Source organism: Rathayibacter sp. AY1C1, from assembly GCF_002932105.1.
GTDB lineage: Bacteria > Actinomycetota > Actinomycetes > Actinomycetales > Microbacteriaceae > Rathayibacter.
In genome coordinates this window covers 16,831-43,662 of sequence record NZ_PSWH01000030.1, presented here as the reverse complement: position 1 = coordinate 43,662, position 26,832 = coordinate 16,831, and the positions used below count along the sequence as shown (strand labels likewise).

The window sequence follows — 26,832 nt, the reverse complement described above, 5'->3', positions numbered from 1 at the left end:
CCCCCGACCTCAGGACACCGTGAACCCTCAGGACACCGCGAAAGCCCCCGCCTTCCCCTGGATCGGCCTGCTCACGCTCGCCGGCGCCGTCTTCGTCTCCGTGACGAGCGAGTTCCTCCCGACCGGGCTCATCCCCGACATGTCGCGCGACCTCGGGGTGAGCATCTCGCTCACCGGCCAGCTCGTCACGATCTTCGCCGCGACCGTCGTCGTCGCGACGACTCCGCTGACCCTGGTGACCCAGCGCTTCTCGCGCAAGAGCCTCCTCCTCGTGGCGCTGTGCACCATCGCGGTCGCCAACGTCCTCGCCGCGCTCGCCCCCACCTTCGGGCTGCTCATCGGCGCGCGCATCCTCGGCGGGCTCGCCCACGGCCTCTTCTGGGCGATCGTCGCCGCCTACTCCGCGCACCTCGTCGCTCCGGAGCAGCTCGGCCGCGCGACCGCGATCACGGCGGGCGGCGGATCCGCGGCCTTCGTCCTCGGCGTCCCCCTGGGCACGGCGCTCGGGCACGCGTTCGGCTGGCGGCCCACCTTCGCGATCCTCGGCGGCGTCGTGCTCGTGCTCGCGCTGATCGTGGTGAAGTTCCTGCCCGCGGTCGACCACCACATCCCGCTGCGGACCGGCGAGATCCGCCTGCCGGCGCGGAAGGACCGGACGCTCCCCCGCATCATCGGCGTCTGCGTCGTCATCCTGCTGGTGCTGATCGGCCAGAACACCCTCTCGACCTACATCACGCCCTGGCTCGAGAACGCCTCCTTCGCCCCCGACACGGTGCCGCTCGTGCTCTTCGCGTTCGGCGGCGCAGGGGCGGTCGGACTCGTCCTGGCCGGCTTCGCGACCGACCGGTTCCCCCGCTCGGGCTTCGTGGTCGCCGCGATCGCGGTCGTGCTGGCGCTCGCGGGCCTGGCCGTCGCCGCGGGCACCGGCGCCGCCACGGCCGTGGTCGTCGCCGCCGTGGTCTGGAACATCGCGTTCGGCGGCATCCCGGCGATGCTGCAGACCCGGATGCTGCGCACCTCCTCCTTCCAGCTGCGGAGCCTCGCCGCGGCGCTCCAGACGACGGCGTTCAACATCGGCATCGGCGGCGGCGCGGTCGTCGGCGGACTGGCGATCGACGCGAGCGGGCTCGACGTGCTGCCGTGGGTCGCGATCGTCATCGTCGCGGTGGGGCTCGTCGTCAGCCTGATCGTCGACGCCCGGGCGACGGCGGCGGTGCGGGCGGAGGCGGTTCCTACTCGCTGATCCTGTTCATGACGGAGGTAGAACGTGCTCCGGCGCGCGCCGATCCGCGTGTTCACGCTCGAGCTGGAACGTTCTTCCTCCGTTGTGAAGACGGCGGCCTCCGGCTTCGTGGACACGGCGGCGTTCCTCCGGCGCGAACACCGGGATGTCGTCCGCACGGCCGACGCTGCGCCGCGGGGAGCAGGGGATACGGTCGAGGGATGAGAGACGGAACCCGATGAGCCCGAGCACCCTCGAGCCGCCGCTGGCCCTCCCCTACTACGGGGCTCCGCCGATGGCGGCGCTCCGCCGCTTCTTCGGCAACTACCTCCGCTTCCGCGGGAGGGCGAGCCGGGCCGAGTACTGGTGGATCATCCTCCTCGGCAGCGTCCTCACAGGGCTGCTGCAGCTGGCCGACGGCGGTCCGTGGCGCCTCGACTTCACGCTGACCCCGTACCCGAGCGGCGCGCCGTTCCAGACCTTCTGGGTGTCGCTCGCCGCGGGCGCGATCGCCCTGGCGACGTTCCTCCCGTCGCTCTCGCTGATCTGGCGGCGGCTGCACGACGTGAACCGCAGCGGGCTGTGGATCCTCGCGATCCTCGTGCCGATCGCCGGCTACGTGTTCCTGCTGATCCTGTTCGTGCTGCCGCCGCGGCCGGAGGGCGCGCGGTTCGACTGAGGGGCGGACGCGTCGGCGGTGGAGTGCCGGACCCGGTCGACGAGTCGGCAGTGCGGCTCGCCTGCCGCCCGCAGGACGACGCCCGTTCTCGCATCAACCGCAGGAACCGTGATGCGCCCGAGCCCCAGGGTCGTGTAACCGGCTTCCTTCTCACCGGTGACCCTGGACGTGCCGATCGCGAGACAGATCACTGACCAAGCGAGAGCGGCGAAGAACAGCACCAGCTGCACGAAAAGGGGCAGACGCGATCCCGGAGGAAGGACCGCGAACCCGACGAAGAGCCAGATACAGGCGATCGCCTGGGCGAGAGTTCCCCACCCGGTGCTGAGAACACGTGTAAGCGCAGACCAACCGGGCAGCACTTCCACCCTCTCCGGCACCAGCGCAGGTACCCTCTCCGCCCCCGACATCATGCGCCCTCCGTCGGCGGCGCCAGGGCGACAGCGCCAGCGGCGCGCGCATCAGCCCGCTGCACCGCCCGATAGACCGTCGACCGCGCGACCTTGAAATCCGCCGCGAACTCGGCAACGGTGCAGTTCCCGGCACGATGCTCTGCGACCAGATGCGCCTCGATCTTCGGCGACAGCTTCGGCTGACGGCCACGCAGACGCCCCTTGGCCTTCGCGACCTTCATCCCCTCACGAGTGCGGGCACGAATCAGATCCCCCTCGAACTCCGCGACCATCGCGAGCACGTTGAACAGCAGCCGGCCGATCGGATCCTCCGGATCGTGGACCAATCCCCCGATGCTGAGCTTCACCCCGCGGCGGGTCAGCTCATCAACGATGTCGCGAGGGTCTGTGATGGACCGCGCGAGCCGGTCGAGCTTCGTCACGAGCAGAGTCGATCCGGCGTTGCACGCAGCCAGCGCCTCTCGTAGCGCGGGACGCTCGCGGTTCCGGCCGGTCAGACCCGAGTCGGCGTAGATCCGATCGGATGGGACGCCGGCCGCCCGGAGCGCGTCCCGCTAAGCGGTCGCATCCTGCTTGTCGGTTGAGACGCGGGCGTATCCCACGAGCTACCGTGCGCTCAGTGTGTCAGTTGACGCCCCACCATCGGGCATCTCATCGGGCGGGTCTATTGCGACAAACAGCGCCGCGAGATTCCGGTCTCATGCGCGGCCATCCTGGGCGGCCGGATGACGACCCCTCATCGGACGCCGGACGCATCGACGCACTAGCCCTCCGAGGCTCGCGCCGCACTACCGTCGAATGCGCCCGCCCAAGGCACCCCTAATCCAGTAAGGGGGTGTCCTGCCCGCAGCACGGTGAGGGTGGCAGCCCGTTCGAGCCGGGCCGGGTCAGAGGAGCCTCGCGCTGCGGGCGCGAGGCTCCCGCTCGACGCGGAGAGCGATTCCCTATCGGTACGCATGTCCAAATCCTCGCGCATCGAACAGGGGCCGGAGAGGCTCCTCGACGCCGGAGCGGCTGTCCTCATCTACTCCGGAGGTGTCCGTTAGGGGGACTTGGGTTCAGCCGGTCGTTGCAATATAACCGTGAGTCGGAGTGTTGGCGATGGGATCGAAGTTGAAGCAGCGTGCCCGGGGTGGCGCGGTTCTGGGAGCTGCCGAGGGAAGGGTCGAGTCGGTCGGCGGCCCGTGATGCTGTCGGCGTGCCGGTGAAGAGCCGCTCAACGGAGCAATCAGCTGCTTTCCGTCCGTCGCCTCGCAGGGGGTGTCTGCTCGGATCTTATGCTTGATTCGTCACATTGTTTAGTGGTTCAGTATCGCGTCGACGTTTTCGGTCGTTCCGTATCCCACCATTCGATGAGGTTGGCGTGCAAGATTAGCGCGAAGGCTTCGACTGCAAGGTCGCCTCCGGTGGTCAGGGAATCGATTGCGGCAGGGTCCCACTGGTCGAGATTCACTACCTCGTCAGTGGAGGTGGGTGTAGCTCGAATGGTTGTGTCAACGCTCCATCCGTTTGAGCTGTGGGTTGCGGTAGCCGCGATGACGTCGTACGGGGTGGAGTAGTGGCGGCGCATCCACCCCACGACGTCGGCGAGGTCGCGGGTGTCGGTCAATCGTTCTCGATCGGGGTGTAGACGGGGCATCCGGTCCCGTAGGGCGGTTGGATGATGGGTGCGGCGGTGGTGCTGCTGGTAGATCGGGTGTTTATGGTGCTGTCGATTTTGTAGGCGTTGACGATGCCGATGGGGTTAGCGAGGGCATCGGAGCCGTTGTAGGCGTTATATCCGAAGAGAACGAAGTAGACGGGTGTGCAGTTCGCGTCGTAGAGCGTCTTAGAGCCTGAGCTCCCGGGTGCGTAGAGGCCGTAGCTGAGTGTCTGCTGAATATCGAAGTTGGTGTCCGCGTCAAAGTGGCCGCGAGCGATGATGTGATTCAGTCCGAACCGGGAATTTCCGCAACGCAGCGGCAGGTGCGACAACCGTACCCAGGACGAGCGCAACGAACACCGTGGCGATTTTGCCAGCGGACCGATTTCGTGAGGTGTGCATGACTATTACGACCTTCATCCAAGTCCCCGCGCTCACCCCTTGTGAGCGGTCGTCGTGCACGTCTAGGTCTACTCCGCATAGCTCGGCAATACAACCCTGGGTGTTGCCGACACCCGGGCTTGGCAGCGGGACACGCATGCCCTTCGAAGATCATCAGTGGGACAGTGTTCGTGGCAGCGAGCTGCAAGTTGGCGTCTGCGGGAGGGCCGTTCCCCGCACCAGCCCGGCGCGCGGGATGCGCCGCGCGCGGGCGCGGGCGGCAGCGTTCCGCAGGACAGCCGCTCGCGGCCATCACTGCTACTGCAGCGACCAGCGCCAGTTCCGAGCGCAGTAGGAACATCCCGCGCTGATGTCCTCCGGCCCGAACGTCGGAGTAATGATCGACGGTGCGATCTTCACCGCCACAGGCTTCGCGGGACGATACCGCTGCCCGCAGACGTCTAGGCGCCCGGCCAACCATCCCCATACGGTATGCGCGCGGAACGGCCTAAGCCGCTCACCTCGTGCCATAACCTCGTGCCATGCGCACCCTTGAGCGGCTACTGCTCGCGGCGCTCATCACTGCTGCCTGCGCTCTTGTGGCGACGATCACCCTCCTGGGGTTGGCGTCCCTCGACTCCCCTCGGGACACGACTCCGCCATACGACCCCACCCCCTCGGTCCATCCGACCGCTCGTCCGATACCTCAGAAGATCGATGGCTGACCGGTCAATGATCTCTATACGGAACGTGCCGTGGTCTGCTCAACCGACGATCACGGCGGTACGCAGAGCCAGAACCCAGCTGGTGACGGCGCCGACCACCCCCAAGGCGAGCAGCAGCGACCTCCATCGAGCGTGGGAGCGCGTGCTGACGCGCATCGCTACGACCAGGAGAACGAGGGTCGCGAGGGCGACAGAGCACAGAGCCGGCCACGCGACGTGGAACCCCGTGCATTGAGGAGGAAGGGACTCGTTGCACGCAAACGTGAATCCGTCGAGGAAGACGCCCGCGACGAGGGCGAGGAGAGTGATTACGCCCGCGATCACGGCGGAAGCATTGAGCGACAGTGTCTGCACACCATCACTCTCGGACCAGCGAGTGAACGGCAGGAGCGCACTGGTCCATCCGGGTCGGATCTGTCCCGGAGACCGATCCCCATACGGGACGCAGGATTAGCTGAACTCGGCGCTGCTCAAGATCTGCGGACGAGCGTCGGAAGAACGCTGTGGTCGACGGTCTCGACGACAGCTGCGGTGACGACGGGCCCGACGGTGAAGCGGCGGGGTGGCGGATAGCTTCGCCGAGAAGGCGCCCGCGCAGCTCAACGAGGAGCGCGACGATCCGGGTTCGCATCTCAGGTCGCCGCCCCTACTCCTCGGGGGGCCTGAAGACGCGGCCAGCCGGGGTCGTGAGACGCATGACGACGGCGGCTCGTGCCCCACATCTCCCGCATTACGGGTCCATGTAGCCCCTGCGCGCATCGAGGCCCTTTTGTATACCACCGCCAGCGAACGTTTCGAGGTGTATGCGGTTCTGCGCGGTCACTGCAGCTCAGGGGGAGGTTGTAGCATCGTGGAAACCTGCCCGAAACGGTGTTTGGGATACAAAAGAGGAGTCCTCGCGGTGACCATCACTCTGGAGCCGCTTCCCCCCTCGCCCTGCTGGGAGCTACACATGTCAGCTGTATCCCGCACCACCGCTCCGCCCGCCTCCGGACACACGGTCGCCTCCGTCCTCGACTCCATCGGCTTCACCCGCGCGCAGTTCTGGATCTTCCTACTGATCCTCGCCGGGGAGTTCTTCAACACCCTCGAGCAGAACTCGGTGGGTGCCATGGGCAGCCACATCAAGGAGACGCTGCAGATCGGCGACATCCAGCTCACGACGATCAACACCGCCACGGTCATCGGCGGACTGATCGGCCGCGTGCTGGCCGGCTACCTCGCCGACCGATACGGCCGCCGCTTCTCGCTCAGCCTCAACCTGCTGATCTACACGCTCGGCGGCCTGCTCAGCGCCGTCGCGATGAACTACGAGATGCTGCTCGTCAGCCGCCTGATCGTCGGCATCGGCATCGGCGGCGAGTTCATGATCGGCCTGGTCATGCTCTCCGAGATGGTCTCCACCCGCTTCCGCGGCACCGCGATCGGCGCCGTCAACGTCGGCGCCGGGGGCCTGGGCAACTTCCTCTCCTACGGCCTGTTCCTGCTGCTGCTCGGCCCGCTGGAGACCCCGCTCGGCGGCCCCGACTCCGTGTGGCGCTGGTCGTTCGTGATCCTCGCCGTCCCCGCGCTGCTGGTCGTCTTCTACCGCCGCAAGCTGCCGGAGACGCCGCGCTGGCTGCTCTCGCAGGGCCGCACGGAGGAGGCGAACCGCTCGCTCGCGATCCTCGCCTCGAACTCGCTCACCCCCACCGCCGCCCGTCCGCCCGTCGAGCTCTCGCCGGACGACCTGCCGCCCGTGAAGATGTCGGCCTCGCCCGCCGCGGTGTTCAGCCGCCCGGTGATCCGCCGCACCGCCGCCCTTGGCGTCGCGTCCTGGATGGCCTTCGGGTCGCAGGTCACGCTGAACTTCCTGATGCCGACCCTGCTGGTCGAGCGCGGCTACTCCGTCTCGGAGAGCCTGCTCTACACGATGATCATGAACATCGGCTCGCTCCTCGGAGCGACCACCGCAGCCCTGATCGCCGGTCGCGTCGGCCGTCGCACCGCCGTCGGCGCCGCCGGAGTCCTCGGCTGCCTCACCGCGCTCGCCTTCGCCGGCTTCGGGAACGGCACCGCCGCGATCCTCGTGCTCGGCGCCCTCTTCCAGTTCTTCACGATGGTCACCAACACGACCCTCGCCACCTGGACCGCCGAGATCTTCCCGACCGCGATCCGCGCCTCCGGAGCCTCGATCGTCAACGGCATCGGCAACATCGCCGGAGCGGTCATGCCGTTCCTCGCGGTCGCGCTCTACGGCTCGTTCGCCTTCGCCGGCGTCTTCGGCCTCGCCGCCGTGATGTACGCGGTGCTCGTCGTCGCCTCCCGCTTCGCCCCGGAGACCCGGGGTCGCTCACTCGAGGACGTCAACGAGAACGCGATCGCCGCCGCCCACTGACCCACCCCGCCCCCTGGCGCTCCGGCACCGTTGGGCGCAACCATCCACCGGACAGCACCACAAGGAGCACCATGGACACCCTCACCGTCTCGGCCACCGCCAACGGACTGAACTACCTCCCCGAGTACGTCGCCGACGTCGGCGGCCTGTTCGCCGAGCGCGGCCTCGCCGTCACCGCCACCGCCTGCGACCCCTGGACCGGCGTCCTCGACGACCTCGACTCCGGCGCCGCCGACCTCGCCCTCGGCGGGCTCTGGGTGCCCGGGATGTACGCCGGAACGAGCCGCGAGCTGACCGTCGTCGGCCAGCTCAACCACCGCTTCCCGATGACGATCGTGGCCCGCGACGGCTCCGGACCGGTCGGGCTGGACTGGCTGGCCGGCAAGGTCGTGCTCGCCCCGGGCGCCGGCGGCAGCGCGCCGTTCGAGTTCACCGCGGGCCTGATCCGCGAGGCCGGGCTCGACGTCTCCGCCACCCGCTGGGCGCGCGACCTGTCCACGGCGATGATGCTGGAGCTCTACCGCGACGGCCTCGGCGACGCGATCGTGCTCGACCTGCTCTCGGCGAAGGAGCTCGTCGCGGCCGGCGGCGGGCAGATCGTCTTCCGCCACCTCGACGCGGGCGTGATGCCCAACAGCGTCTACTACACCCGCACCGAGCGGGTCGAGGAGCTCGCCGACCGCACCGAGCGCTTCGTCGACGCGATCGAGACGGCGATGCAGAGGATCACCGCGGGTGAGGCCGGCGCCGAGATCGACGCGGTGCTCGCCGCGCGCTGGCCCGACCGCGACTCGGCGCTCCTGCACGAGGCCGCCGACGAGATGGCCGCCGGCGGGGTCTGGGACACGACCGTGATCGACGAGGCCGCCTCCGACCGCTGGATGCGGATCCTCGCCGAGGCCGGCCTCGTCACCCGCGCCCCCTCGCTCGCCGAGCTCACCGGCCGCGCGACGGTCGGCGCGCGCTGATGACGCTCGTCCTCGCCTCCGAGCAGATCGCCGGGCTGCTCCCCGACGTCGACGTGCTCGGCGCGGTCGAGCAGGTGTTCGCGGACCTCGGCTCCGGGGCGCTGCACCAGGGCGCGCCGACGGCCCTCGCGGGCGAGGACGACGGGCTGATCCTCCCGATGGCGGTCCGCTCCGATGCCCTGGGCCTGGCCGCCGTGAAGCTGATGGCGGACCTACCCGGAAACGCAGCGCGCGGGCTGCCGACGCAGCGCTCGACCATCCTGGTCACCTCGCTGCTCACCGGGGAGTGCGTGGCCGTCCTGGACGGCGCGCTGATCACCCGGGCGCGCACCGCCGCCGCCTCCGCGGTCGCCACCCGGCACCTCGCCCGGGCGGACAGCCGGGTGCTCGGGCTGATCGGCGCCGGCAACCTCGCCGTCGCGCACGTCCGCGCGCTGCAGGCGGTGCGCGACCTGGACGAGATCGTGGTCTGGTCGCGGTCGGACGCGACGCTCGACCGGTTCGAGGAGGCGGTCGGGCACCCCGTGACCCGCGCCGCGGATCCGCGGGCCGTCGCCGAGTGCTCCGACGTGCTCTGCACGCTGACGCCGTCGGTCGAGCCGATCGTGCACGGGGCCTGGCTGCACGCCGGCCAGCACGTGAACGCCGTGGGCGCCCGTCCGCGGCCGGAGCACCGCGAGCTCGACTCCGCGGCGATGGCGCTCGGCACGCTCGTCGTCGACAGCGCGGCCACCGCGCGGGCGAAGTCCGGAGACCTCGTCCTCGCGATCGCGGAGGGCGCCCTCGACGCGGCGGCCGGGCTGCTCGAGCTCGGCGACGTCGTGGCCGGCACCGCTCCCGGCCGCACCCGGGACGACGAGATCACCGTGTTCGACTCCGTCGGCCTCGCCGCGCAGGACCTCGCGGTCGCCGCCGCGCTGATCGATCTGGCGCGGCTGCGGGACGCGGGCAGCGCTGTCCGACTGTCCGGCGTCCCCGCGGCGGCGGGCCGCTGATGCGCATCGCCGTCGTCAACTGCAACACGACCGAGTCGATGACCGAGACGGCCGCCGCCCGCGCCCGGCTCGCCGTCGGGCCGGGCACCGAGATCGTCGCGATCACGCCGAGCTGGGGCGTCGCCTCGGCCGAGGGCTGGTACGACAGCTTCCTCAGCGCCGCGGCCGTCCTGCACACCCTGGAGCGGCTGCCGGCCGGCATCGACGGCGTCGTGATGGCCGGCTTCGGCGAGCACGGCCGCGAGGGCGCGCGCGAGCTGCTCGACGTGCCCGTCGTCGACATCACGGAGGCGTCCGCGCACCTCGCGATGCTGCTCGGCCGCCGCTACGGAGTGGTCACCACGGTCCGCCGCGCGGTCGGCCAGATCGAGGACAGCCTCACCACCGCCGGCCTGATCGCGCACTGCGCCGCGATCGAGGACACCGGCCTCGGCGTGCTCGAGCTGGAGGAGGATCCGCAGGCGACCCTCGACGCCTTCGTCGCGGCGGGCGAGCGCGCGATCGCCCGCGGCGCCGAGGTGATCTGCCTCGGCTGCGCGGGGATGGCGGGGCTCGAGGAGCACGTCGGCGCGCGGCTGCCCGTGCCGGTGGTCGACGGGGTCGCGGCGGCGGCCGCGCTCGTCGATACGCTCGTCCGGCAGCGGCTCGGCACCAGCCGGATCGACAGCTACGCCCGCCCGCTGCCGAAGGAGCGCAGCTGGCCCGGCGGCTGAGCGCGGGGCCGAGCGGGGTGGCCGGCGGACCGCACAGGCAGGGCCGAGCGTGTTGAATGGTCGCACCGGCGTCGCGAGGAGGACCGTCATGACACTCGCCAGCACCGAGGAGTCGCTCGCCAGCCAGACCTACCGGACGCTGCGCCGGCAGATCATCCTCGGCCAGCACTCGCAGGGATCGCGGCTGGTCGAGGCCTCACTGGCCGCCGAGCTGCACGTCTCACGACTGCCGGTGCGCGAGGCCGTGCCGCAGCTGGCCAACGAGGGCTTCGTGCGGATGCTCCCACGCCGCTCCACCCGCGTCGCCCAGTGGAGCATCGAGGACGTCGTCGAACTCTTCGACGTCCGACTCAGCCTCGAGACCCTCGCCGCGCGGCTGGCCGCACAGGCCGTCGCCGCCGGCGCGTCACTGCAACCGCTGCTCGACGCGATCGACGCGGAGCACCGCGCCCTCGACAGCGAGGACTGGCTCGAGGTCGCCGAGACCTCGACCGTCGTGCACGAGGCAATCGTCGAAGTCGCCGGCAGCGCCCTGCTCTCCTCGCTGATGCGCGCCGTCACTGGGCGGATGACGTGGCTGTTCTACCTCACCAGCGCACGCGACCAGCGCCAGCAGTCCGACGAGCACCACGGCCTCCTCGACGCGATCCGCGCCGGCAACGACCGCCTCGCCGAGTCGATCGCCTTCACCCACATCGAGAAGGGCCGGGCGCCCTCCCTCGCGATGATCGCCGGACAGTAGCCACCAATGTGAGGCGGTGCCCCTGCGACCGGTTAACCATCCCCTTTCGGGACGATCCGGAGCGTCCTCGCAACGCTGCGCGTTCGTCGTGTTGCAACTCCTCGTCGTGCAGACATGTACAGAGTGAGGGGCCGAGGGGGTGCAACGTGGAGAAGGGCGATCGCGACGTCTTCGAGGAGCTGTTCGCGGCGAACTTCAACGACCTGATCCGCTACGTCCGGCGTCGCGCCCCGGAGCAACTTGTGGACGACGTGGTGGCCGAAACGTTCCTCATCGCATGGCGCCGGCGCGGGGACCTTCCCGCGCATCCGCGTCCCTGGCTCTTCGCCACGGCCTCGAACGTTCTGCGCAACGCCGTCCGGCGGGAGGCGCGCGAGCATCTTGTCGCTGAGCGCGTCTGGCTGCCGGACGCAGCCGATGCCGACAGCTCCGCCGAGATCGATGCGCTCCACGCGCTGCGATCGATGTCCGCGGCAGACCAGGAGGTGCTCGCCCTGCACGTCTGGGAGGACCTCTCGGACGCGGAGGCGGCGAAAGTGCTCGGATGCAGTCGTGCCGCATTCTCGATGCGCCTGTCGCGGGCGAAGAAGAGGTACGCGGCGATCCTCGACCCGACTCGGCCGAGCCGTGCGCGGCTCACCGCGCTCCCCACGGAAGGTCTCTCATGACGCCCACCGACGAACTGCACGCCCTCAAGCGGGCCGACCCCGCACGCCGAGGAGACGACGCGGCCGACGCGGAGCGACTCCACGAGCGCATCCTCGTCAGCATCGAGTCCGAGACAACACACCGCGAGAGCCCGAGGACGGATATCCGTCGGCGGCTGATCGTGGGCGTGTGCGCGCTCGGGTTCGCTGCGTCCCTCGTCGCCGTAGCGGCGATCGCCGGTCGTCCAGCGGCTCCCGTCAGCACGGTGGCGCTGAGCGCAGGAAAGATCTCCCCCTCGGGCCTGGCGAGCTGGACACCTGAACCGGAGGCAGGCCCAGGCAACTCCTCCGTCCTTGAAAACTGCATCGACACCCTCGACGCCAACCCGAACACCACCGAGCCTGCCGACGTCGTGTCCGCGGATACACGAGGCACCGTCGAATCAGTGCTTGTCGAGAGCGGTCCCTACGTGGCCTGGTGCGTCGGAGAGAGCGCCACCGTCCCGACCTATCTACTGCTCGACGGCCCCGGCAACGCCACTCAGGCTCCTTCATCCGGCTCGATCGAGCTCTTCGCGTCCGGAGGGCACCTCCCGCCGGACGGTTACGGCTTCGCCGCCGGCACGGTCGGTCAGGACGTCGCCAGCATCACGCTGACCGAGGACGGCCATGAGGTCGCGGCGACCATCTCTAACGGGTGGTGGTCCGCCTGGTGGCCTAGCACCGACGACACCCTTCTCCTCGATGGAAGCATCACCATCGAGAACACGGATGGCGGAACGACGACGATCGGCGCTCAGACGCTCCAATGAGCCATCCCCATACGGGACGGCCGGTACGCCGCCTCTCCCCGACGGAATCGTGCGACGATCACCGCGTGAACTCACAAGTTAGGGCCTTCGACAAACGCTGGCGAGCCGAGTGGGGCGATGACGTGGCGCCGATCGGATGGCACATGCGCGCGCTCGGCTCCGGGGCCGACCGGTGGAGCAGATTTCACACCCTGCCGAAGTCGAAGCAGTACCCCGAGAGCCTGGAGGAGATGCAGACGGTTCTCGATCGCTACGTCACCTTGCTGACCGAGGTCGCGGGCGATCCTGCAGCCCCTCTGCTCGTCATCGCGCAGGAATGGGATCGAGACGACCTCGCGTGGACTCCGTGGATCGAAGCTCTTCTTCCCGATGCCGTCCACTGGAGAACCTCCGTGCACGACGAGACCCTCTACGATCTCCCAGCTCTGACGATCAGCTTCGGGCCACACCGACCCGAAGAACTCGAGCCACTGTTCCGCGCCGTCTCGAACGAGGAGGCGCACGTCGCCGTCACCGACGCCACCGCGAGCTGGCTCTTCGCCCCCTACGACGGAGGTGTCGACGTCTTCCTCAAGGACAAGCGACAGCAGGAAGACCTGCGAGCGAGTTTCTCGGACTGGCTACCGACGCCAGGACTTCCCGGTTCACCACCCGACAGCAACTGACGACCGGAACGGGTTCCGGCAATCGCAGCAGAGCGTTCGGTGAACCATTCCCATACGGAACGGCACAGAACGGTTGCAGCCGTCCGGCGTGCGGCGCTCCCGGCAGAAGAGGATCATCCCTGTCATGCCAGCATTCACAGGGCGGCCCTGGGTGTTCGACGCACTCGGGTCGAGCTCCGACCTCGACGCTGCGATCGAGTCGGCAGAGGACGACGGCGGCCTCGTCCGTCTCGACGCGCGGGCGATGCGGACGGCCGACGAGCTCTGGGACGTGTACGGCCGTCACTTCTCGTTCCCCACCACAGTGGAGAACTGGCCGGCCTTTCACGAGTACATTCGCGACCTGTCCTGGTTCCAGGCCTTCTCCTACTTGACCGTCATCGAGCACGCCGCGTTCATCCTCGCCGATGAGCCGCTGGAACGAGCGACCTTCCGTCGGCTGCTGAGCTCCGCCGGGCAAGCGTGGGAGAACAGCCCCGTGAAAGAGTTCCGCTTCAACTCAGTGTTCCTGTTCGACGTGAGCCCATCGACCGAATGACGCGAGGCGGGATCCAGTCGCTCGCAGGACCGCGACACGCTTCCGCAAGGGGCGCCCGTCCCCGTGGGTTTTCTTCGCGCCAGCCGACCTGATCGCCGGGAAGACTCCGGGGAGGGATCCGCTCGGCGGTACTGTCCACGCATGAGAGATGTCGACCAGCCCTTCGCCTTCGCGAAGATCGAGTGGCTCTCGCCCGAGGCCGGCGGACGCCGTAACGGGCCCCCGGCGGGCGTCTATGCCGTGAACTGCTTCGCGGTACACCTGAAGCCACGACACATCGGTCGCAGCGAACACTTCAGCGTGATCATGCAACGCGTGAACCCCGACTCGGCCGAGCAGTGGAAGCTCGACTTCTTCTCGCACAAGATTGCCGCCAGAGAGGTGAAAACCGGAGGGACGCTAGCCATCGCCGAAGGAGGCAGGCTGGTTGCGGTCGCTGAGATCCTCTCTCTTGTGGCGCCGTCCGCTCGCAGCAGCATCCCCCGCTAGACACTCAGAGGGGCCTCGCGGGTCCCAGTGAACGATCCCCATACGAGACGGCGCGCTCGGGAGCTCGTCATCTAATTGAGAGCGAGGTGCAACGATGAGCGCATGGATGAAGCGGCGACAGTACGGCGCGCTGACCTGCTGTGGCAGGAAGGTCGCCGAGCGGTCGCTCTTGAGCTCTTGCGCATGCAGGTTCGCCGCTTCCCCTCGGACACGATGGCCAGGCTCGCGCTGATCGCGAAGTACCGTGAGCTCGGCGCCCCCGACCAAGCAGGTCGCTGGGGGCTCGCTCTGGATGGCGAGACTTCGGACTTTGAACGAGACAGGGCTGCGCGCCTACTGGCAGGGGCAGGCGTCCGCGACCGGGATCTGCCCGACTTCCTCGCTCTGCCCTCTCGCGATCTTCCTCAAGAAGCTCTCGAGTTGCTCCCTCTGGTCGAGCGCTATCGCGCACGGTTCGATGAAGAGCACCCCTACGGGGAACCACCGCCGGGAGACCGGCTCGATTTCTCTGCCATCGTCCTCTTGTTCTCTTCAGCCGGGCTGACCATCGTTGCAATGGCGATTGTCTGGGGTGGCGTAGCCCTCGGCCTGCAAATGACCGCCTTCGCTCGATGGTCAGGTCTCGCCTGCGTCGGCATAGCCGCTCTCGGTTGCGTGACACGGGGCTGGTGGTGGTTGCGCTCAGGATCTCGAGTGCTCGGCTGGGCCTGGCTAGCGCCGGCCGCGATCGTCATGGCCGGAGTCATCCTCCTCATCACGGCCGCAGCTCACAACGGCGGAGAGCTTCATTTCACTGGGAAAGAGTGAATCGACGCGCCACCCGACGAGCGCGTCGCATGACGTCCCACGCGACCGGTCAGCGATTCCCTTTCGGGACGCGTGTGGTGGGTAGCGTCCGCCCTACTCTGACGGGATGGAACTCCGGACCGCGAAGACCCTCGGCATCCTCGCGATGGTGATCGGAACCCCAGTCGCCCTCCTCACCCACACGATCGGCTGGGTTCAGACCGGCTGGGAACCCGCCGCCGTGCAGTGCCAGCACAGCGAATACCCCGACGGGATCGACCTCTACTCCAGCCGCGTATCGGGCGAGAAGATCCTCTACCCGCTCGGCCTGTCCTGCACCTACGCAGCCAGCGAGACCTCACCGGGCATCACCATCCGTCACTACAGGTGGGACGCCACCGCCCTCTTCACCGCAGCCGCCGCACTCGCTCTCGCGGGAACCGTCGTCGCGCTCAGAGCCGAACGCAAGCAGGAGCTCATCACCGAGTCGCAGGAAGAACGAGCGACGACATAGCGCAGCGCCCCCTCTGCCGGTCAACGATCCCCTTACGGGACGGCCGGTACGCCGACTCTCTCCCCGACAGAATCGTGCATCCGTGTCATGCCATCAGGGGTGCAAGGTTGAGCCAGACTGGCCGAGTGTCAGCACTGCGCCATTGGGCGCCATTCCCCTTCGTCGCAGTCGCCATCGTCGCGACGGTGATTCTCACCGCTCTCCACCTGGTCGAGCTGTATGTGCTGACTACCCAGCAGCTCGCGCAGGACGGGACTGGGCAAAATTCCGCAGGAACAGTCGCGTTCTTCGCGGTCTACCTCATTCCGTCCGCCCTGATCGAAGGTGTGCTCATCGGGCTGGCCGCGTTCGCTGTCGCTCTGCTCCTGAAGCGCGGACGTCGAGTCTCGCAACGCGCGATCGCACCGCTCGTCGGTCTGGTCGCGGCGGTCGTCGCCCTCTGCCTGATGGTGGTGCCGTTGATCGGATACGCCACAGGTGGGCTTCTCCAGCTGGGCGCCGGGATCGCGGCCCTCCTCTCGGGCGAAGCCGGAAGCGGACCGGCGAACCTGATGGCAGCCATCGCGCTCGCCCTCCTCCTATACGTCGGAGCCTTCACCCTGAGTGCACGCCGCCTCTTCAATACCGCTGCGGCCGCGGACGCTCACGCCCGCTGACATCTACAGCTCCTCGGATGGACCCGCTGGACGATCCCCGTACGGGACAGCAGGGCCGAGACGCGCTTGAGGACGACACCGACCGAGCGCGTCGAGAAGTCCCGCCGATGTCAGGAGGGGTCGCGGTCTCCGCGCACTGTGAGGAACCAGGCGGTGTCGTTGTCCGCGTTCGATGCGGTGGCGTCGACACTCGATATCGGCTTCTCGCCGAGCGACGCGGGATCGATCTCGTGTGGGCCGTCGGCGCAGTCGATAGCGTCGAGGGTGGTCGTCGTTCTCGTCGTCGGTCCCCCAGCCGTGGAAAGCGATCCGATTTCGAGGTCGATCACTCCTTCGCCGAGGCAGTCGAAGGTGATCGCGGTCGGCAGCGCCGGCCTCTCGAGGGTGACGTCGACGCGGCCGCCGTCATCGCCGGCCTCGACATTCAGTGAGAGGACCGCTACGACGTCGCGATCCGCTGCCACGTCCGCTTGGCGCTCTTCGCGCCATTGCGTGATTCGAGGATCTTCGCCTGGTACCGGTGTGCAGCCGGCGAGAGCCGCCACAAGAACAAGACCAGCTGCTGTGTGGATGGGGCGGGGCCTCATTGCTCCACAGTAGAGGCACAGGACGCCGAAGAAGACCCATCATCACAGCGCCAGCGCTCGTCTCCTTCGCAGCGCGATACGGTGTGCTGACGAGGCACGGGGGATGCGGTGGGATCGACGACGCGCCTGAGGCGGGTGGCCGGAGCGGCAGTGACGGCGCTCACGATGACGCTCATGGCCGGGTGTTCCGGCCCCGACACCGAGGCCTACTCCGATTTCGAGCGGGCGCAGGACGAGCGGGACACTCTTCCCGACGTCGGCACCGTAGGAGACGGCTACGACCCCGCCTCGATCCGTTACGTCGGGTCAGCCGACGGACTGGACGTCTGGATCGGGTCGCAGACCACGGCCGGAGGCCGGTGCGTCATCGTGGACGGAGACGGCGACAACGAAGACGGAAGCGGCTGCGGGGATGAGCTGTCGCTGAACGGAGCATGGGCCGTCCAGATTCACACCGATGGCGCCGGTCCAGACGACGCTACTGGCCTCGACTGGACGAGCCTTGGCGAGAACGTGTCCATCCGCCGGTACTAACCACCCTGTTCCTCACGTCGACCGCGCGGACGAGCACGTGCGAACGACCCCTACCGGCCGCCCGGTCGACCATCCCCATACGGGACGCCGCGCTCGGAGCATCTCGCCTTGCTCGCGCAGCGTCGTGCGGAGGATCATCTCGAAGGTGGCAGATGATTGGTACCGCGATCCTGGGTGGGATGCCGCTGACCGTGACGAGTTCGAGCGTCGTCTCAGCCGAGCACGACCGCACAACCGTCAGCAGTACCTCAAGCTCAAGGCCATAGCTCTTCGTGACGCGGGCCTGATCGACGCCGCTCGATCCCTGCTCATCCGCGCAGTGGACTACCCCGAGCCGGATCTCGCCGTTGAACGCGCGCATAGTCGCGAGTTGCTCGGAAACATTGCTGTGCAGACCGGCGACGTGGAGGAGGCCCTGCACCAGTACCGGACGGTGATCCAGGAGAATCCGACCTTGAACGGCACATCGGGGTCGATACGCATCGCTGCCGCCGAGGTGCTCCTCACCCGAAAGGGGCCAGGAGACGTCGAGGAGGCCATCGCCCACCTCGACTCGTGGCCGGCTGAAGTCGGCTTCCAACTCTCGTCCGAGATCTTCCGGTGGCATCTAGCGCGCATCAGCGCGGCCACGATCAAGCGCGACGTCGACGCCGTACGAGAGTCTGCACGCGCTGCTCTGCAACTGGTCGAGGCCCCACCTCAATTCCGGTTCCACCCGACCGTCGGCCTCGTTCACACGGACCGCAAGACGCTCCGCCAGCTGCGTCGCTGGGCGAGGTGAACCCAAGCCACCTGCTCCAACAGCAGATGATGCTCTCAGCATCTCTCTAAGCCATCCCCCGACGGAACGCCCATGCGCTCTCTTCGGCACTGCTCTGGTAAGCGCCGAACTACAGCTGGGGAGAGACTTGGGGCATGTGGTTAGAGGGAATCGCGCTTGAGCGGCGGTTACGCGAGCTGGACACCCCTGGGCCCGGCGATGAGCCGGTTGACTTCGACGGTCAGCGACTGGCAGCAAAGGTGGACGCCCTCGTCGCACTGCTCGATGAGAGCTTTCCCAGGGCTGTAACGGCGGATCGTCCCTGGGAATGGCAGGACTCCGCGACCTTCACGCACGTCACGGTCGACGGTGCAGCAAACCGCACTTCGGCGAACCTCGTCATCTGCATCAGCCGACACGGAGACCTTTGCTTCATTGCCCTCGAAGCCCAGGAAGCGTATACACGCGAGGAGTTCGATGCGCTGGTCGAACCAGAGGACTTGTCATCGATACTGGCAGCCCTCGACACCGTGAACTTCACAGTCACTGCCGAAGAAACGCTCTGGGCCCGATACGACGGACCGCGCGTGATGAGCAACTCGAGCTGGATCGAACGCTACTTCGGGTATCCGATTTGAGCGCGCCCGGCGAGCAGGTCCGCGCGCCGAAGCTGCGTTGAGCGGTAACCCATCCCCTTATGGGACGAACCAGCTTGCCCCGCGGGAGCCGACATGAGCAGTGAACCGTCAGGGCGTGCTCTGCGCCCCACGTATGGTCAGGAACCAAGCCGTGTCGCGATCGGCGTCAGTTGTAGCCGCGCCGACGAGATTGATGGGGTCGGTGCCGAGGGAGGCCGGATCGATGTCGAGCGGGCCATCGCCGCAGTCCACGGTCCGGACAGTGGTCTTGCCTGTCGTGACCGTGCCGGTCTTGGAGTCGGAGTCGAGCTGCAGTTCGACTGTGCCATCCCCGAAGCATTCGAAGGTAATGGCGCCGGGCAGCACCGGTTGGTCGAAGGCAGATACCAGCCGATCCCCCTCCCGTCCCGCGCTCGAATCGGACGACAGCACAGCGAGGAAGGGACCTCCCGCGTCGATGTCAGCCTGACGATCCGAGCGCCACTGGGTGAGCTGTGCGCGATCAACGGGCTCCGGCGCGCATGCGGTCATGGTGCCCACGACAGCCAGTAGGAGTGTGAGTGCAACAGAACGACGACTCATCTGCCCACCCTAGGTCCGACCGGATTAGGTCGAGCGAGTCTCATCGTCCGGCATGGCGGAAAGTGTCGCACTGGGCGATCCCCTTACGGGACGCTCTCGGTCGCGAGTCGGTTGCTCCTCGTGGTGAGAGCCGCGTCACGCCTACTGTTCTCCCGTGGGAGAACTCAAGGGAACGAGCGCGGCGGCGGTCGAGGCCGCTTCTCGTCGCGCCGAGGGGTGGATACGCCGTGGTTGAACGTCTGGACAGTTGGGATCCGAGTGGACTCTCGCCGGACCGGCAGACATCACCCCGCCAACGACGGTTGTTAAGACTGTCGCTCGTGCTGGGCGCTCTAGCCGTCGTGGCGGCCGCGGTTCTGTGGGTGGGTGATCTGCTGTTCGGAGTGCATGGCCCTTCGCACTACGTCAGCATCACCAACGACACCGGAGCCTCACTCACCTGGTCCTGCTCCTGGTCCGATCTTCACCTCGCCGCCGGGGAGACGGGTCAGCTGCGCATCCTCGACCAGCCCGACCAGGACTACGGCTGCGTCCCACAAGCAGCGACCCCCTTCGTAGCGGCGGCGCACAACAACGACATCTGCCCGTCACTGAACTCCATGACCGAGGGAAGGCAGTTCACGGCAACCGACTTCGCGAAGACCTACCGCTGCCCATAGCTGCATACGCGACCGGTGAACGATCCCCAAACGGGACGCCTGTAAGACGGTCCGTCAAATGGGTCGAGTGCAGGCTTCGTCAATCGCTTCTTGCTCGTCGTCGGTCAGCCACGCTTCGCTCGTGCTGGGGAACCATCCCTGGTTCGGCCACTGGTCGATGAAGTCGGTGCGGCTGGGCGCGTCGGGGTTCTCGATGCCGTTCGCTTCGTAGCAGGGCACGAGGTACTCGGTCAGGTAGCTGTAGAGGTAGTCGATCTGCTCGGACGTCATGGGCACCACGGGGGTCGTGGGATAGCTCGACCAGCAGGTGAACGCGGCGACCGATTCGGCTTCCGTCGAGGCGGACGTCATGATGCTGACGGGTCCGCCGCCGGCGGCGTTCGAGCCGAGGTCGACCGTTAGGCCGGCCGCGGTGAGGCAGCCCAGGAGTGCTGTCGAATCGTTCGGGTCGCGGTATTCCTGGAACGGGTCGGCGGGTCTCGTCGCGTCAGGGAAGCCTGCCAGGACTCCTTCCCATTGGCGGTCCTACTCCTGGATGCGCAGCTGCTCCTGCTCGTCGGGCGCGAGAGGTGTTGGGGCGGGAGAGGGACCAAGATCGGGCATCGGGTAGGCGACGACAGAGGAACTGGTCGCCTCAGGGGTGGGGCCAGGTGCGAGAGCCCACGTCGAAACCAGGGCGACCGCGAGGACGATGACGGCTCCGGCGGCGACGATCCAGATCACCCTCGCGCGGCCGGCTGGCGTGGGGTGGGTGCGGCTCTCGCCCAGGGCGGCGGCCGCGATGGATTCCGGTTCGTCGAAGGACCGCACGCGCTCGATGGCTTCTGCCGGCTCGAGGCCGGCCAGCTCCTCATCTATCCCGTCTCGGATCGCGGAGGCGACGTCACGAGGGACGGGCCGTAGCGCCCGATCGAGCCGCTTCAAGTAGGTCTGGACCTCGCGGGGTGCGCTGGTCGGGGTCATGTGTCGTCTCCTGCCACGATCGCTTGGACGGAACGGGTGAAGGGCTCCCACTGGCGGCGGAACTCGCCCAGCTCGGCCTGTCCGGAGGGGGTGAGCTTGTAGTACTTCCGGACCGGGCCCGAACCGCTCTCCCCTGCGTAGGAGGTGATCAAACCGCGATCCTTCAACCGCCCGAGCACCGGGTAGAGCGTGCCGATGCTGGCGATCATGCCCAGCGACACCAGCTCCTCCGACAGGCGCCAGCCGTACATCGGCTCCCGCGATAGGAGCCCGAGGGCGCAGTACTCCACCACGCCCTTCCGGATCTGGGCCCCCACGTCGACTGTCATGCTTTGCATGTTAGCGTGCGATGCATACTAGCGGTGGTGGGAATCTGTCGGTCCGACTACCGCGCAACAACCAACGAAGGTGTCCCACGATGCCGACTGCTTCCACCGCGTCACGTCTCTCGACTTCAGCATCCGATGGATCTGTGAACGCGTTCATCGGCTGGACCGCCGCCGGCGTGGTCACTGTGCTCGCCGCCCTGGTTCTGATGTTCAGCAGCTTCATGGTGGCTCTGGGGATCACGGACGCGGATCCATCCGAGGGAGCCATCGCGATCGGCGCCGGCGGTGTAGGTGTCATCATCTGGATCGTCGTTGCCGCTGTCGGAGGTTACGTCGCTCCCCGGAGGCTCTCGCGTCGTCCTGTTCTCGTCGCGTGGCTTCCAGCTGTGGTGAGTGCCCTCTGGTGCGGGATCGCTATCGGCCTGTTTCCCGTCCTGCTCGAGAACGTCGTCTTTCCGATGTCGTTGACCCCCGTGCCGATGAGCCAGCCGCTCCTTTTCCAAGCGTTGATTCTTACGGCCGGTGCCATCCCGGCTGGAGCGGGGTTGCTGGTGATCAATCTCGTGTTGCGCGTGATCAGAGCGCGCCGGGGCCGAGTCGCGACGCATACGAGAGGTGATGCGCCTGACGTCGGGAGTCAGAGCTCCTCGTGATCCATGGCGAGAGAGGACTGGACATCAACTAGATGAGGCACGGCGTCGGCTCAGCGCCCAGACCAGCGCGCCCGCGAGGAGCACCGCGCAGGTCAGCCCGGCGACGTGCAGGACGAGCGAGAGCGTCCCGTTCTCGGGGAGCAGGAAGCCGTAGGGCACCCACCCGTCGGTCGCTCCGCGGACGAGCAGGACGGCGCTGACCCAGGGCGGGGCCGTGCCGGTACCGGGGACGAGGGTGTTGTAGATCACGGCGACGACGATCAGGTAGGCCGTCGCCGCGCCGCGGACGTAGCTCAGCCACACCGGCGTCGGACGGCGGGCGAGCGCGACCGATCCGGCGACGATGAGCACCGCGCTCGCGAGGAGGCTGGTCTGGTTCGTGAAGTAGCCGAAGTAGTCGAACGGATTCGACTCGCCGGCCACGATGCTCAGCGCGTAGGTGTGGAGGATCACCGCGACCGCGGCTGCACCGACGGCGATGCGCGCTACACCCACGAATGGGCGGGTCGGTGCCGGGGAACTCATCGGGTCAGCCTAGGAGCCGTCGGGCTTCCTGATGACCCGCGACAGACGTTCCCCTTTCCGAACCGTGCTGAGCATTTCAGGCCGAGACGCGACCACGAGGAAAGCGATGACGTCGCTTAACCTGAGCCGGTGGGGACGTTCTCGAAAGTGCGCAACACGGTCGCGGTCGCGGCATGCCTGGCGGTCGTGACGGGATGCACCGCGCAGCCTGCACCGTCGGCCCCGCCTCTGGCGACGAACTCGGACGACGGCTTCACCTCCCCGCTGACCGGCGACCTAGGCGTAGCGACGTTCACCGGGAGCGACGGGACCACCGGCGCCGTCCAGTTGAGCGCGGCGGACGGCCGGCTGGCCCTGACATCCGACGAGCTCGTCATCCCCACCGCGTCTTCCGGTTCCGTAGCGGTCATGGGAGCGCTCGATCCGATCGACGCGGATACCACCTGTTTCGACGTCGATTTCCCGATGCGTCTCGCGGACGCGGAGTCAGGGAAGCCCTACAAAGCGTGGCGGAACCTCGCAGAGTTCCATGGCGACCCGACAGCGATCAATCAACTCGTTCTCACGACCCGCCCGCAGGACGACCCCGACTGCTCAACCAAAATCCTCGCCATCGCTGACGTCCAGTGGAACGTGGAGCCGCAGCGCAGCACCCTCGTGGCCCGGGACGCCGGCCCACGTGCAGCAGCGCGTGGCGAGGTGTCATCCACGGACGGAGTGCCGACGTCGTACACGGTCGCTCGCAACGACCTCGCAGAGGACGTCGCGGCACGATTCGGCATGACGGCCGATGACCTGTTCTACCTCAACCCGTTCCGCTTCCCTTCGGACGAGATTCTGCGCGTCGGTGAAGAGCTGAACCTCACTGTCGCGGCGCGATGACCTCCCCCCGCGGGTACTCGATACCGGGCCTGGCGTTCCGGCTCTTGATCAATCCTTCGGAGTGCAGTGCATGATGTCCCGATGAACGTTGGAGAGCCCCCGCGACCGAGTGCAGCGACGCCCATCGTTCTCGCCTTGGTTTTCGGTGGGCTTGCAGCCGCCGTGGGAGCCGTAGCCTCCATCTACATGTGGGACCCGAGCGAGACGTGCAGGACCCGCGGCGGAGGCAGCCTGACGGGAGAGGGGTTCCTCTGGAACCCGCTGTGCTCGGATGGGTCAACCGTTCAGCCGATATGGATGACGTTGACGACTGCTGCGGCGTTGATCGTGGCTGTGACATGCGTCGTCATCGCGGCCATCCGCCAAGCTGAACGTGACGGACGCGAAACTGCGTCGCCCGACGTTCTGCACGACTACTCGCGCCAGACCCTGCCGGAAGACAACGGTCTCCGCAAGCTGGGCGATGAGTGGTGAGAGATGGCAACTCCGGGGGGGGGGGGGCACCCTCCCGATGAGCGTTAGACAGTCTCCTCGGCCGGATCACGCGATCCCCCTCGTTTTCACCGTGATCTTCACCGTTTTCGCCGCCGCTCTCGGGTTGATGTCCTCTCTCTACATGTGGGATCCGGCAGAGGCGTGCGAGGTTCGTGGAAGCTACTCCAGCTCCGAGAGCTTCCTGTGGAATCCGCTGTGCGTGGACGGTTCGGCTGTCCAACCGCTGTGGATGACGGTGGCTGGCGCTGCCGCATTGATCGGTGCCGGCGTCTGCGTCGTCCTCGCGATCGCTTTTCGAGTGCTCAACCACGAGCGGGAAGTCCCGCCGCCCGTCGTCTCGCACTGGGAGTGAGCAGTCAAAGGTAGATTCGCCGGATGACGACGACTCGGACCTCCCACTCGACTCTCGCCCTGCTGCTCGCCGTTCCGGTGTTCGCGCTCGTCGGTTGCGCCGGTTCGACGGCGGGGGCTCCGGCATCGACGTCGGCCGCCGCGCCGGCGTCGACCGCGACCGCCGCCCCGACGTCCGCCCCCGCTACTCCGGCGGCGACCGCGACTGCGGGTGCGGCGGCGGCTGGTCCGGTGTGGCCGGCGGACCCATGCCGGGACACGCAGCTCACGGTCACGGTGGAGGACCGGCCCGAGCTTTCCGGGGCGGGCCAGGAAGGGTTCGCGATCGTGCTCACGAACGCCTCGGATCAGGCGTGCTCGTACTTCGGGTGGCCGGGCGTTCTGATGCTCGGCGCCGATGGGACGCAGCTCACCACCGCCGGCACGTCGGGTGCGGAAGCGTTCCCGGGGGCTCTCGCTCCGGGTGAGTCGGCGCAGGCGGAGGGCCAGCTCTCGGCGGTCGGCGCATACGACTGCACGCCGACGACCGCGACGACTGTCCGGGTGCTCGTCACCTCGGACGGCGCCGGACCGGGAATCGACACGCCCTCCGATTTCCAGGTCTGCGGCGGGGACGGTCGCAGTGACTTCACGACCGGGCCGCTCATGCCGGTGTCCTGACTCTTCTGAGTCCCGGCTGCAGTCATGGATGGGTTCGAGGGTGGAGACAGCTTCGTGCTGTTCCTGGTTCTAGGTGCCCTTCCCTTCCTCCTTCTGGTCGCCGTGGTTTCGGTCGTCACGATCGGCATCCTTCAATGGATCGGAGGGCGGGGGCGGCCCCGTCCGTAGACTGAGTGCAACCACCCCTTCGGCACGGCGCCGACCGGAACTCAAATGAGTAAATGAAGCAATGAGCACATGGGTGTGGAGTTGATCGCTTTGTGGCGGCAGTCTTTGATCGCTCCTTGACGTCGCGCTACGCGTGCGTCGGATCACCGACGCTTTCAGCGAGTCAGGAATTTCGCGAGAAACGTGCGGTAAATCACTGTGAGCTGGTGCAGATCGCTTACCACGACGTGTTCGTCGATCTGATGGATTGTGCTGCTGATGAGGCCGAATTCGGCGACCTCGCCATAGTGGGCGATGAATCGCGCATCGGAAGTTCCTCCGCCGGTATCCAACGAGGGAGTTCGCCCGGTCACGGATGTTACCGCCTCGGATAACAGCGCGACGTGGCTCGATCCAGCAGTGATGAAGGGGTCGCCACTTACCTCGACCAAGAGGGTGAAGTCGGTTGCGAACTCTTCTGCCGCCCGGCGGATCAAGCCCTCGAGGCTCTCGGCTGAATGAAGGTCGTTAAAGCGAATGTTCAGATGCGCGGTTGCTTCGGCGGGCACCATGTTGTTCGCCGCATTGCCGACGTCGATCGTGGTTATCTGGAGACTCGACGGCTCGAAGCACTCGGACCCCTCGTCGAGTGGTGTTGTGGCGAGTCGGTTGAGAAGGCGGATGAGGCGGTGCACCGGGTTGTCGACGAGGTGGGGGTAGGCAACGTGCCCCTGGAACCCGCGCACCGTCAGGTTGGCGTTGAGGCTTCCGCGCCGTCCGATCTTGATCACGTCGCCGATCCGCTCCGGGTTCGTCGCTTCGCCGACAAGGGTGAAGTCCGGCATGTCGCCGCGATCGGCGAGCCACTCGAGCACACGCACGGTGCCACCCGTGGCCGGCCCCTCTTCGTCTCCGGTGATCAGGAGGCTGACCGACCCAAGGTCGAGCACTTCGGGCTGCGTCTGCGAGACCGCTGCGAGGAAAGCGGCGATGGCGCCCTTCATATCGCTGGCACCTCGACCGATGATCGTCCCGTCGCGGAGTGTCGCATCGAAGGGGTCGGAGCTCCACTCGTTAGAGCCTGGGGGAACGACATCGGTGTGACCGGCGAAGCACAGGTGCGGTCCGTCGATTCCTCGGCGGGCGTAGAGATTCGGGGTGCCATCGAAGTCCAGCCGATGAACGATGAAGCCGAGGCTCTCAAGTACGCCTGCCACGACATCGAGGGCTCCATCGTCGCTCGGGGTGACCGAAGCACATCGGATCAAAGACTGCGTGAGCGCGACGGGGTCCACGGGAGCGAAACTATTCGGCACGGAGACACCGTACCTGCAACATCAACTGCATCTCGGAAAACAACAGCTTTCTGAGACGCCCGGTCGGCATCGCTGTCGCGGTGTCGGGTCCGCGCGATTCCGAGGTCGCAGATGTCTCGAAAATGCGTCTCAACAGAAACCGTCTCAGGGTCATGATTGCGAGGAGCTTGTGAGTCACACTGGTCGAGTGAGACTTCTTGGATACACCCGCGTGAGCACATCGAGTCAGGATGCGCAGTTGCAGCTCGACGCGCTGGTGGCTGTCGGCGTTCAAAAGCGCGACGTGTTCGCTGATGTCACCTCCGGGAGCAAGACCGCGATCGAGCGCCGAGGGATGAAGAAGCTCCTCGAGCATGCAGAGTCCGGTGACACCGTGGTCGTGTGGCGAGTTGATCGGCTTGGCCGCTCCTTGATGGACGTCCTGAACACGGTGAACCTGCTGCGTGACCGCGGCATCCACGTCCGGTCTATCTCTGATGGCATCGATCCGGCGACGTCGACGGGCCGGCTGATGCTCCACATGCTGGCCACCCTCGCCGAGTACGAGCGCGAACTGATCGTCGAGCGGGTGAATGCGGGGATCGCAGCGGCGCGGCAGAACGGCACACGCTTCGGCCGCCCACTGTCCGATCCTGCAGTAATCGCCGACAAGCTCGCCATCGCCTCCGACGCTCGAGCGAAGGGCCGCACCGCCGAAGACGCAGCACGACTCGTTGGCTGGAGTCGCGCCACCCTCTACCGTCACCAGCAAGCCCTCGCCGGCCGCGAGAGCACCGCCATGTAGCAA

At 67.4% G+C, this 26,832-nt stretch carries 34 protein-coding genes and 1 pseudogene; 25 read left to right on the top strand and 10 right to left on the bottom strand.

The genetic code is table 11. The annotated features are described in order from the left end of the window. Positions 1 to 1,243, top strand: a 1,243-nt coding sequence (locus C5C71_RS13630) for an MFS transporter (RefSeq protein WP_219813009.1), incomplete at its 5' end; no start/stop codon positions are given. Between the two features lie 217 nt (positions 1,244 to 1,460). Next, on the top strand, positions 1,461 to 1,901 hold the full coding sequence (locus C5C71_RS13625; RefSeq protein WP_181065714.1) for a DUF805 domain-containing protein: 441 nt from the start codon (positions 1,461 to 1,463) through the stop codon (positions 1,899 to 1,901). Positions 1,902 to 2,310: 409 nt separating this feature from the next. Here the strand turns inward: C5C71_RS13625 and C5C71_RS13615 are convergent. The 3 genes and pseudogenes from C5C71_RS13615 to C5C71_RS17665 form a co-directional block, all read right to left on the bottom strand. Beyond that, a pseudogene (locus C5C71_RS13615) lies at positions 2,311 to 2,916 on the bottom strand (recombinase family protein). Positions 2,917 to 3,919: 1,003 nt separating this feature from the next. After that, the gene (locus tag C5C71_RS17355) at positions 3,920 to 4,288 is read right to left on the bottom strand and encodes a hypothetical protein (protein ID WP_146076920.1); all 369 of its coding nucleotides are present in this window, start codon (positions 4,286 to 4,288) and stop codon (positions 3,920 to 3,922) included. An 813-nt stretch (positions 4,289 to 5,101) separates the two neighbouring features. After that, complete coding sequence (locus C5C71_RS17665) at positions 5,102 to 5,416, bottom strand: hypothetical protein (protein WP_104224248.1); 315 nt, start codon at positions 5,414 to 5,416, stop codon at positions 5,102 to 5,104. A gap of 598 nt (positions 5,417 to 6,014) precedes the next feature. Here C5C71_RS17665 and C5C71_RS13605 point away from each other — a divergent pair. From C5C71_RS13605 to C5C71_RS13550, 13 genes are all read left to right on the top strand, one after another. Further along, a complete protein-coding gene (locus tag C5C71_RS13605; protein WP_104337866.1) occupies positions 6,015 to 7,439 on the top strand; it encodes an MFS transporter in 1,425 nt (474 codons plus the stop codon). Between the two features lie 71 nt (positions 7,440 to 7,510). Further along, positions 7,511 to 8,407 (top strand): ABC transporter substrate-binding protein, encoded by an 897-nt coding sequence (locus C5C71_RS13600; RefSeq protein WP_104327209.1) that lies wholly within the window; start codon positions 7,511 to 7,513, stop codon positions 8,405 to 8,407. After that, positions 8,407 to 9,402: an ornithine cyclodeaminase family protein gene (locus tag C5C71_RS13595; RefSeq protein WP_104327208.1), complete on the top strand. Its 996-nt coding sequence runs from the start codon at positions 8,407 to 8,409 to the stop codon at positions 9,400 to 9,402. Before C5C71_RS13600 ends, C5C71_RS13595 begins: the two co-directional genes overlap by 1 nt. Further along, the gene (locus C5C71_RS13590; protein WP_104337865.1) at positions 9,402 to 10,115 is read left to right on the top strand and encodes an aspartate/glutamate racemase family protein; all 714 of its coding nucleotides are present in this window, start codon (positions 9,402 to 9,404) and stop codon (positions 10,113 to 10,115) included. The genes C5C71_RS13595 and C5C71_RS13590 overlap by 1 nt, the downstream gene beginning before the upstream one ends. Positions 10,116 to 10,203: 88 nt before the next feature. Beyond that, entirely contained in the window at positions 10,204 to 10,857 is a 654-nt protein-coding gene (locus C5C71_RS13585; RefSeq protein ID WP_104224667.1) for a GntR family transcriptional regulator, read from the top strand. 146 nt (positions 10,858 to 11,003) lie between these two features. Beyond that, positions 11,004 to 11,525, top strand: coding sequence for an RNA polymerase sigma factor (locus C5C71_RS13580; RefSeq protein ID WP_104337864.1), 522 nt, complete (start codon positions 11,004 to 11,006; stop codon positions 11,523 to 11,525). After that, positions 11,522 to 12,316 (top strand): hypothetical protein, encoded by a 795-nt coding sequence (locus C5C71_RS13575; RefSeq protein ID WP_104337863.1) that lies wholly within the window; start codon positions 11,522 to 11,524, stop codon positions 12,314 to 12,316. The genes C5C71_RS13580 and C5C71_RS13575 overlap by 4 nt, the downstream gene beginning before the upstream one ends. Positions 12,317 to 12,381: 65 nt before the next feature. Continuing rightward, the gene (locus C5C71_RS13570; protein WP_146084472.1) at positions 12,382 to 12,981 is read left to right on the top strand and encodes a hypothetical protein; all 600 of its coding nucleotides are present in this window, start codon (positions 12,382 to 12,384) and stop codon (positions 12,979 to 12,981) included. Between the two features lie 151 nt (positions 12,982 to 13,132). Next, the gene (locus C5C71_RS13565; RefSeq protein WP_181065713.1) at positions 13,133 to 13,519 is read left to right on the top strand and encodes a barstar family protein; all 387 of its coding nucleotides are present in this window, start codon (positions 13,133 to 13,135) and stop codon (positions 13,517 to 13,519) included. A 141-nt stretch (positions 13,520 to 13,660) separates the two neighbouring features. Further along, entirely contained in the window at positions 13,661 to 14,008 is a 348-nt protein-coding gene (locus C5C71_RS13560; protein WP_104269203.1) for a hypothetical protein, read from the top strand. A gap of 102 nt (positions 14,009 to 14,110) precedes the next feature. Beyond that, entirely contained in the window at positions 14,111 to 14,815 is a 705-nt protein-coding gene (locus tag C5C71_RS17350; RefSeq protein ID WP_146082457.1) for a DUF6584 family protein, read from the top strand. Positions 14,816 to 14,921: 106 nt separating this feature from the next. Continuing rightward, entirely contained in the window at positions 14,922 to 15,308 is a 387-nt protein-coding gene (locus tag C5C71_RS13555; protein WP_104337862.1) for a hypothetical protein, read from the top strand. Between the two features lie 125 nt (positions 15,309 to 15,433). Beyond that, a complete protein-coding gene (locus C5C71_RS13550; protein ID WP_104337861.1) occupies positions 15,434 to 15,964 on the top strand; it encodes a hypothetical protein in 531 nt (176 codons plus the stop codon). A gap of 110 nt (positions 15,965 to 16,074) precedes the next feature. On the opposite strand, the gene C5C71_RS13545 is transcribed toward C5C71_RS13550, so the two are convergent. Continuing rightward, entirely contained in the window at positions 16,075 to 16,551 is a 477-nt protein-coding gene (locus tag C5C71_RS13545; RefSeq protein ID WP_146084471.1) for a hypothetical protein, read from the bottom strand. Between the two features lie 150 nt (positions 16,552 to 16,701). Here C5C71_RS13545 and C5C71_RS13540 point away from each other — a divergent pair, with 150 nt between their 5' ends. The 3 genes from C5C71_RS13540 to C5C71_RS13530 all read left to right on the top strand — a co-directional run bounded on the left by C5C71_RS13540 (position 16,702) and on the right by C5C71_RS13530 (position 18,483). After that, positions 16,702 to 17,085 (top strand): hypothetical protein, encoded by a 384-nt coding sequence (locus tag C5C71_RS13540; protein WP_104337859.1) that lies wholly within the window; start codon positions 16,702 to 16,704, stop codon positions 17,083 to 17,085. A 145-nt stretch (positions 17,086 to 17,230) separates the two neighbouring features. Beyond that, a complete protein-coding gene (locus C5C71_RS13535; protein WP_146076931.1) occupies positions 17,231 to 17,866 on the top strand; it encodes a tetratricopeptide repeat protein in 636 nt (211 codons plus the stop codon). A 134-nt stretch (positions 17,867 to 18,000) separates the two neighbouring features. Beyond that, positions 18,001 to 18,483: a hypothetical protein gene (locus C5C71_RS13530; RefSeq protein ID WP_104223359.1), complete on the top strand. Its 483-nt coding sequence runs from the start codon at positions 18,001 to 18,003 to the stop codon at positions 18,481 to 18,483. 108 nt (positions 18,484 to 18,591) lie between these two features. Here the strand turns inward: C5C71_RS13530 and C5C71_RS13525 are convergent, their stop codons facing one another. Beyond that, positions 18,592 to 19,023 (bottom strand): hypothetical protein, encoded by a 432-nt coding sequence (locus tag C5C71_RS13525; protein ID WP_146084470.1) that lies wholly within the window; start codon positions 19,021 to 19,023, stop codon positions 18,592 to 18,594. A 362-nt stretch (positions 19,024 to 19,385) separates the two neighbouring features. On the opposite strand from C5C71_RS13525, the gene C5C71_RS13520 reads away from it, so the two are divergent. After that, positions 19,386 to 19,724: a hypothetical protein gene (locus tag C5C71_RS13520; protein WP_104337857.1), complete on the top strand. Its 339-nt coding sequence runs from the start codon at positions 19,386 to 19,388 to the stop codon at positions 19,722 to 19,724. A gap of 54 nt (positions 19,725 to 19,778) precedes the next feature. Here the strand turns inward: C5C71_RS13520 and C5C71_RS13515 are convergent, their stop codons facing one another. The 3 genes from C5C71_RS13515 to C5C71_RS13505 all read right to left on the bottom strand — a co-directional run bounded on the left by C5C71_RS13515 (position 19,779) and on the right by C5C71_RS13505 (position 21,016). Then, positions 19,779 to 20,075: a hypothetical protein gene (locus tag C5C71_RS13515; protein WP_104337856.1), complete on the bottom strand. Its 297-nt coding sequence runs from the start codon at positions 20,073 to 20,075 to the stop codon at positions 19,779 to 19,781. Between the two features lie 174 nt (positions 20,076 to 20,249). Next, positions 20,250 to 20,687: a hypothetical protein gene (locus tag C5C71_RS13510; RefSeq protein ID WP_104337855.1), complete on the bottom strand. Its 438-nt coding sequence runs from the start codon at positions 20,685 to 20,687 to the stop codon at positions 20,250 to 20,252. Next, on the bottom strand, positions 20,684 to 21,016 hold the full coding sequence (locus C5C71_RS13505; protein WP_104223417.1) for a PadR family transcriptional regulator: 333 nt from the start codon (positions 21,014 to 21,016) through the stop codon (positions 20,684 to 20,686). Before C5C71_RS13505 ends, C5C71_RS13510 begins: the two co-directional genes overlap by 4 nt. Positions 21,017 to 21,159: 143 nt before the next feature. Between C5C71_RS13505 and C5C71_RS13500 the strand changes: the two genes are divergently transcribed. Then, a complete protein-coding gene (locus tag C5C71_RS13500) occupies positions 21,160 to 21,669 on the top strand; it encodes a hypothetical protein (RefSeq protein WP_104323999.1) in 510 nt (169 codons plus the stop codon). 24 nt (positions 21,670 to 21,693) lie between these two features. Here the strand turns inward: C5C71_RS13500 and C5C71_RS13495 are convergent, their stop codons facing one another. Then, positions 21,694 to 22,194, bottom strand: coding sequence for a hypothetical protein (locus tag C5C71_RS13495; RefSeq protein ID WP_104310019.1), 501 nt, complete (start codon positions 22,192 to 22,194; stop codon positions 21,694 to 21,696). Between the two features lie 129 nt (positions 22,195 to 22,323). Between C5C71_RS13495 and C5C71_RS13490 the strand changes: the two genes are divergently transcribed. The 4 genes from C5C71_RS13490 (at position 22,324) to C5C71_RS17975 (ending at position 24,582) form a co-directional block, all read left to right on the top strand. Next, positions 22,324 to 23,076: a LysM domain-containing protein gene (locus C5C71_RS13490; protein WP_104337854.1), complete on the top strand. Its 753-nt coding sequence runs from the start codon at positions 22,324 to 22,326 to the stop codon at positions 23,074 to 23,076. Positions 23,077 to 23,373: 297 nt separating this feature from the next. Beyond that, positions 23,374 to 23,550: a hypothetical protein gene (locus C5C71_RS17660; protein WP_181028852.1), complete on the top strand. Its 177-nt coding sequence runs from the start codon at positions 23,374 to 23,376 to the stop codon at positions 23,548 to 23,550. Between the two features lie 91 nt (positions 23,551 to 23,641). Continuing rightward, positions 23,642 to 23,923 carry a hypothetical protein gene (locus C5C71_RS13480; protein WP_104223367.1) on the top strand — a complete coding sequence of 94 codons (282 nt, stop codon included), beginning with the start codon at positions 23,642 to 23,644 and terminating at the stop codon, positions 23,921 to 23,923. A gap of 23 nt (positions 23,924 to 23,946) precedes the next feature. Beyond that, complete coding sequence (locus C5C71_RS17975; RefSeq protein ID WP_104223368.1) at positions 23,947 to 24,582, top strand: DUF4232 domain-containing protein; 636 nt, start codon at positions 23,947 to 23,949, stop codon at positions 24,580 to 24,582. 323 nt (positions 24,583 to 24,905) lie between these two features. On the opposite strand, the gene dapE is transcribed toward C5C71_RS17975, so the two are convergent. Next, the gene (gene dapE / locus C5C71_RS13470) at positions 24,906 to 26,024 is read right to left on the bottom strand and encodes a succinyl-diaminopimelate desuccinylase (protein WP_219813642.1); all 1,119 of its coding nucleotides are present in this window, start codon (positions 26,022 to 26,024) and stop codon (positions 24,906 to 24,908) included. A gap of 208 nt (positions 26,025 to 26,232) precedes the next feature. On the opposite strand from dapE, the gene C5C71_RS13465 reads away from it, so the two are divergent. Further along, positions 26,233 to 26,829, top strand: coding sequence for a recombinase family protein (locus tag C5C71_RS13465; RefSeq protein ID WP_104336051.1), 597 nt, complete (start codon positions 26,233 to 26,235; stop codon positions 26,827 to 26,829). Positions 26,830 to 26,832 lie beyond the last annotated feature (3 nt).

Coding starts and splice junctions, on each gene's coding strand:
- C5C71_RS13625 (WP_181065714.1), top strand. CDS start 1,461: ATGAGCCCGAGCACCCTCGAGCCGCCGCTGGCCCTCCCCTACTACGGG.
- C5C71_RS13605 (WP_104337866.1), top strand. CDS start 6,015: ATGTCAGCTGTATCCCGCACCACCGCTCCGCCCGCCTCCGGACACACG.
- C5C71_RS13600 (WP_104327209.1), top strand. CDS start 7,511: ATGGACACCCTCACCGTCTCGGCCACCGCCAACGGACTGAACTACCTC.
- C5C71_RS13595 (WP_104327208.1), top strand. CDS start 8,407: ATGACGCTCGTCCTCGCCTCCGAGCAGATCGCCGGGCTGCTCCCCGAC.
- C5C71_RS13590 (WP_104337865.1), top strand. CDS start 9,402: ATGCGCATCGCCGTCGTCAACTGCAACACGACCGAGTCGATGACCGAG.
- C5C71_RS13585 (WP_104224667.1), top strand. CDS start 10,204: ATGACACTCGCCAGCACCGAGGAGTCGCTCGCCAGCCAGACCTACCGG.
- C5C71_RS13575 (WP_104337863.1), top strand. CDS start 11,522: ATGACGCCCACCGACGAACTGCACGCCCTCAAGCGGGCCGACCCCGCA.
- C5C71_RS13560 (WP_104269203.1), top strand. CDS start 13,661: ATGAGAGATGTCGACCAGCCCTTCGCCTTCGCGAAGATCGAGTGGCTC.
- C5C71_RS17350 (WP_146082457.1), top strand. CDS start 14,111: ATGGATGAAGCGGCGACAGTACGGCGCGCTGACCTGCTGTGGCAGGAA.
- C5C71_RS13555 (WP_104337862.1), top strand. CDS start 14,922: ATGGAACTCCGGACCGCGAAGACCCTCGGCATCCTCGCGATGGTGATC.
- C5C71_RS13545 (WP_146084471.1), bottom strand. CDS start 16,551: ATGAGGCCCCGCCCCATCCACACAGCAGCTGGTCTTGTTCTTGTGGCG.
- C5C71_RS13530 (WP_104223359.1), top strand. CDS start 18,001: ATGTGGTTAGAGGGAATCGCGCTTGAGCGGCGGTTACGCGAGCTGGAC.
- C5C71_RS13515 (WP_104337856.1), bottom strand. CDS start 20,075: ATGACGTCCGCCTCGACGGAAGCCGAATCGGTCGCCGCGTTCACCTGC.
- C5C71_RS13510 (WP_104337855.1), bottom strand. CDS start 20,687: ATGACCCCGACCAGCGCACCCCGCGAGGTCCAGACCTACTTGAAGCGG.
- C5C71_RS13505 (WP_104223417.1), bottom strand. CDS start 21,016: ATGACAGTCGACGTGGGGGCCCAGATCCGGAAGGGCGTGGTGGAGTAC.
- C5C71_RS13495 (WP_104310019.1), bottom strand. CDS start 22,194: ATGAGTTCCCCGGCACCGACCCGCCCATTCGTGGGTGTAGCGCGCATC.
- C5C71_RS17660 (WP_181028852.1), top strand. CDS start 23,374: ATGACGTTGACGACTGCTGCGGCGTTGATCGTGGCTGTGACATGCGTC.
- C5C71_RS17975 (WP_104223368.1), top strand. CDS start 23,947: ATGACGACGACTCGGACCTCCCACTCGACTCTCGCCCTGCTGCTCGCC.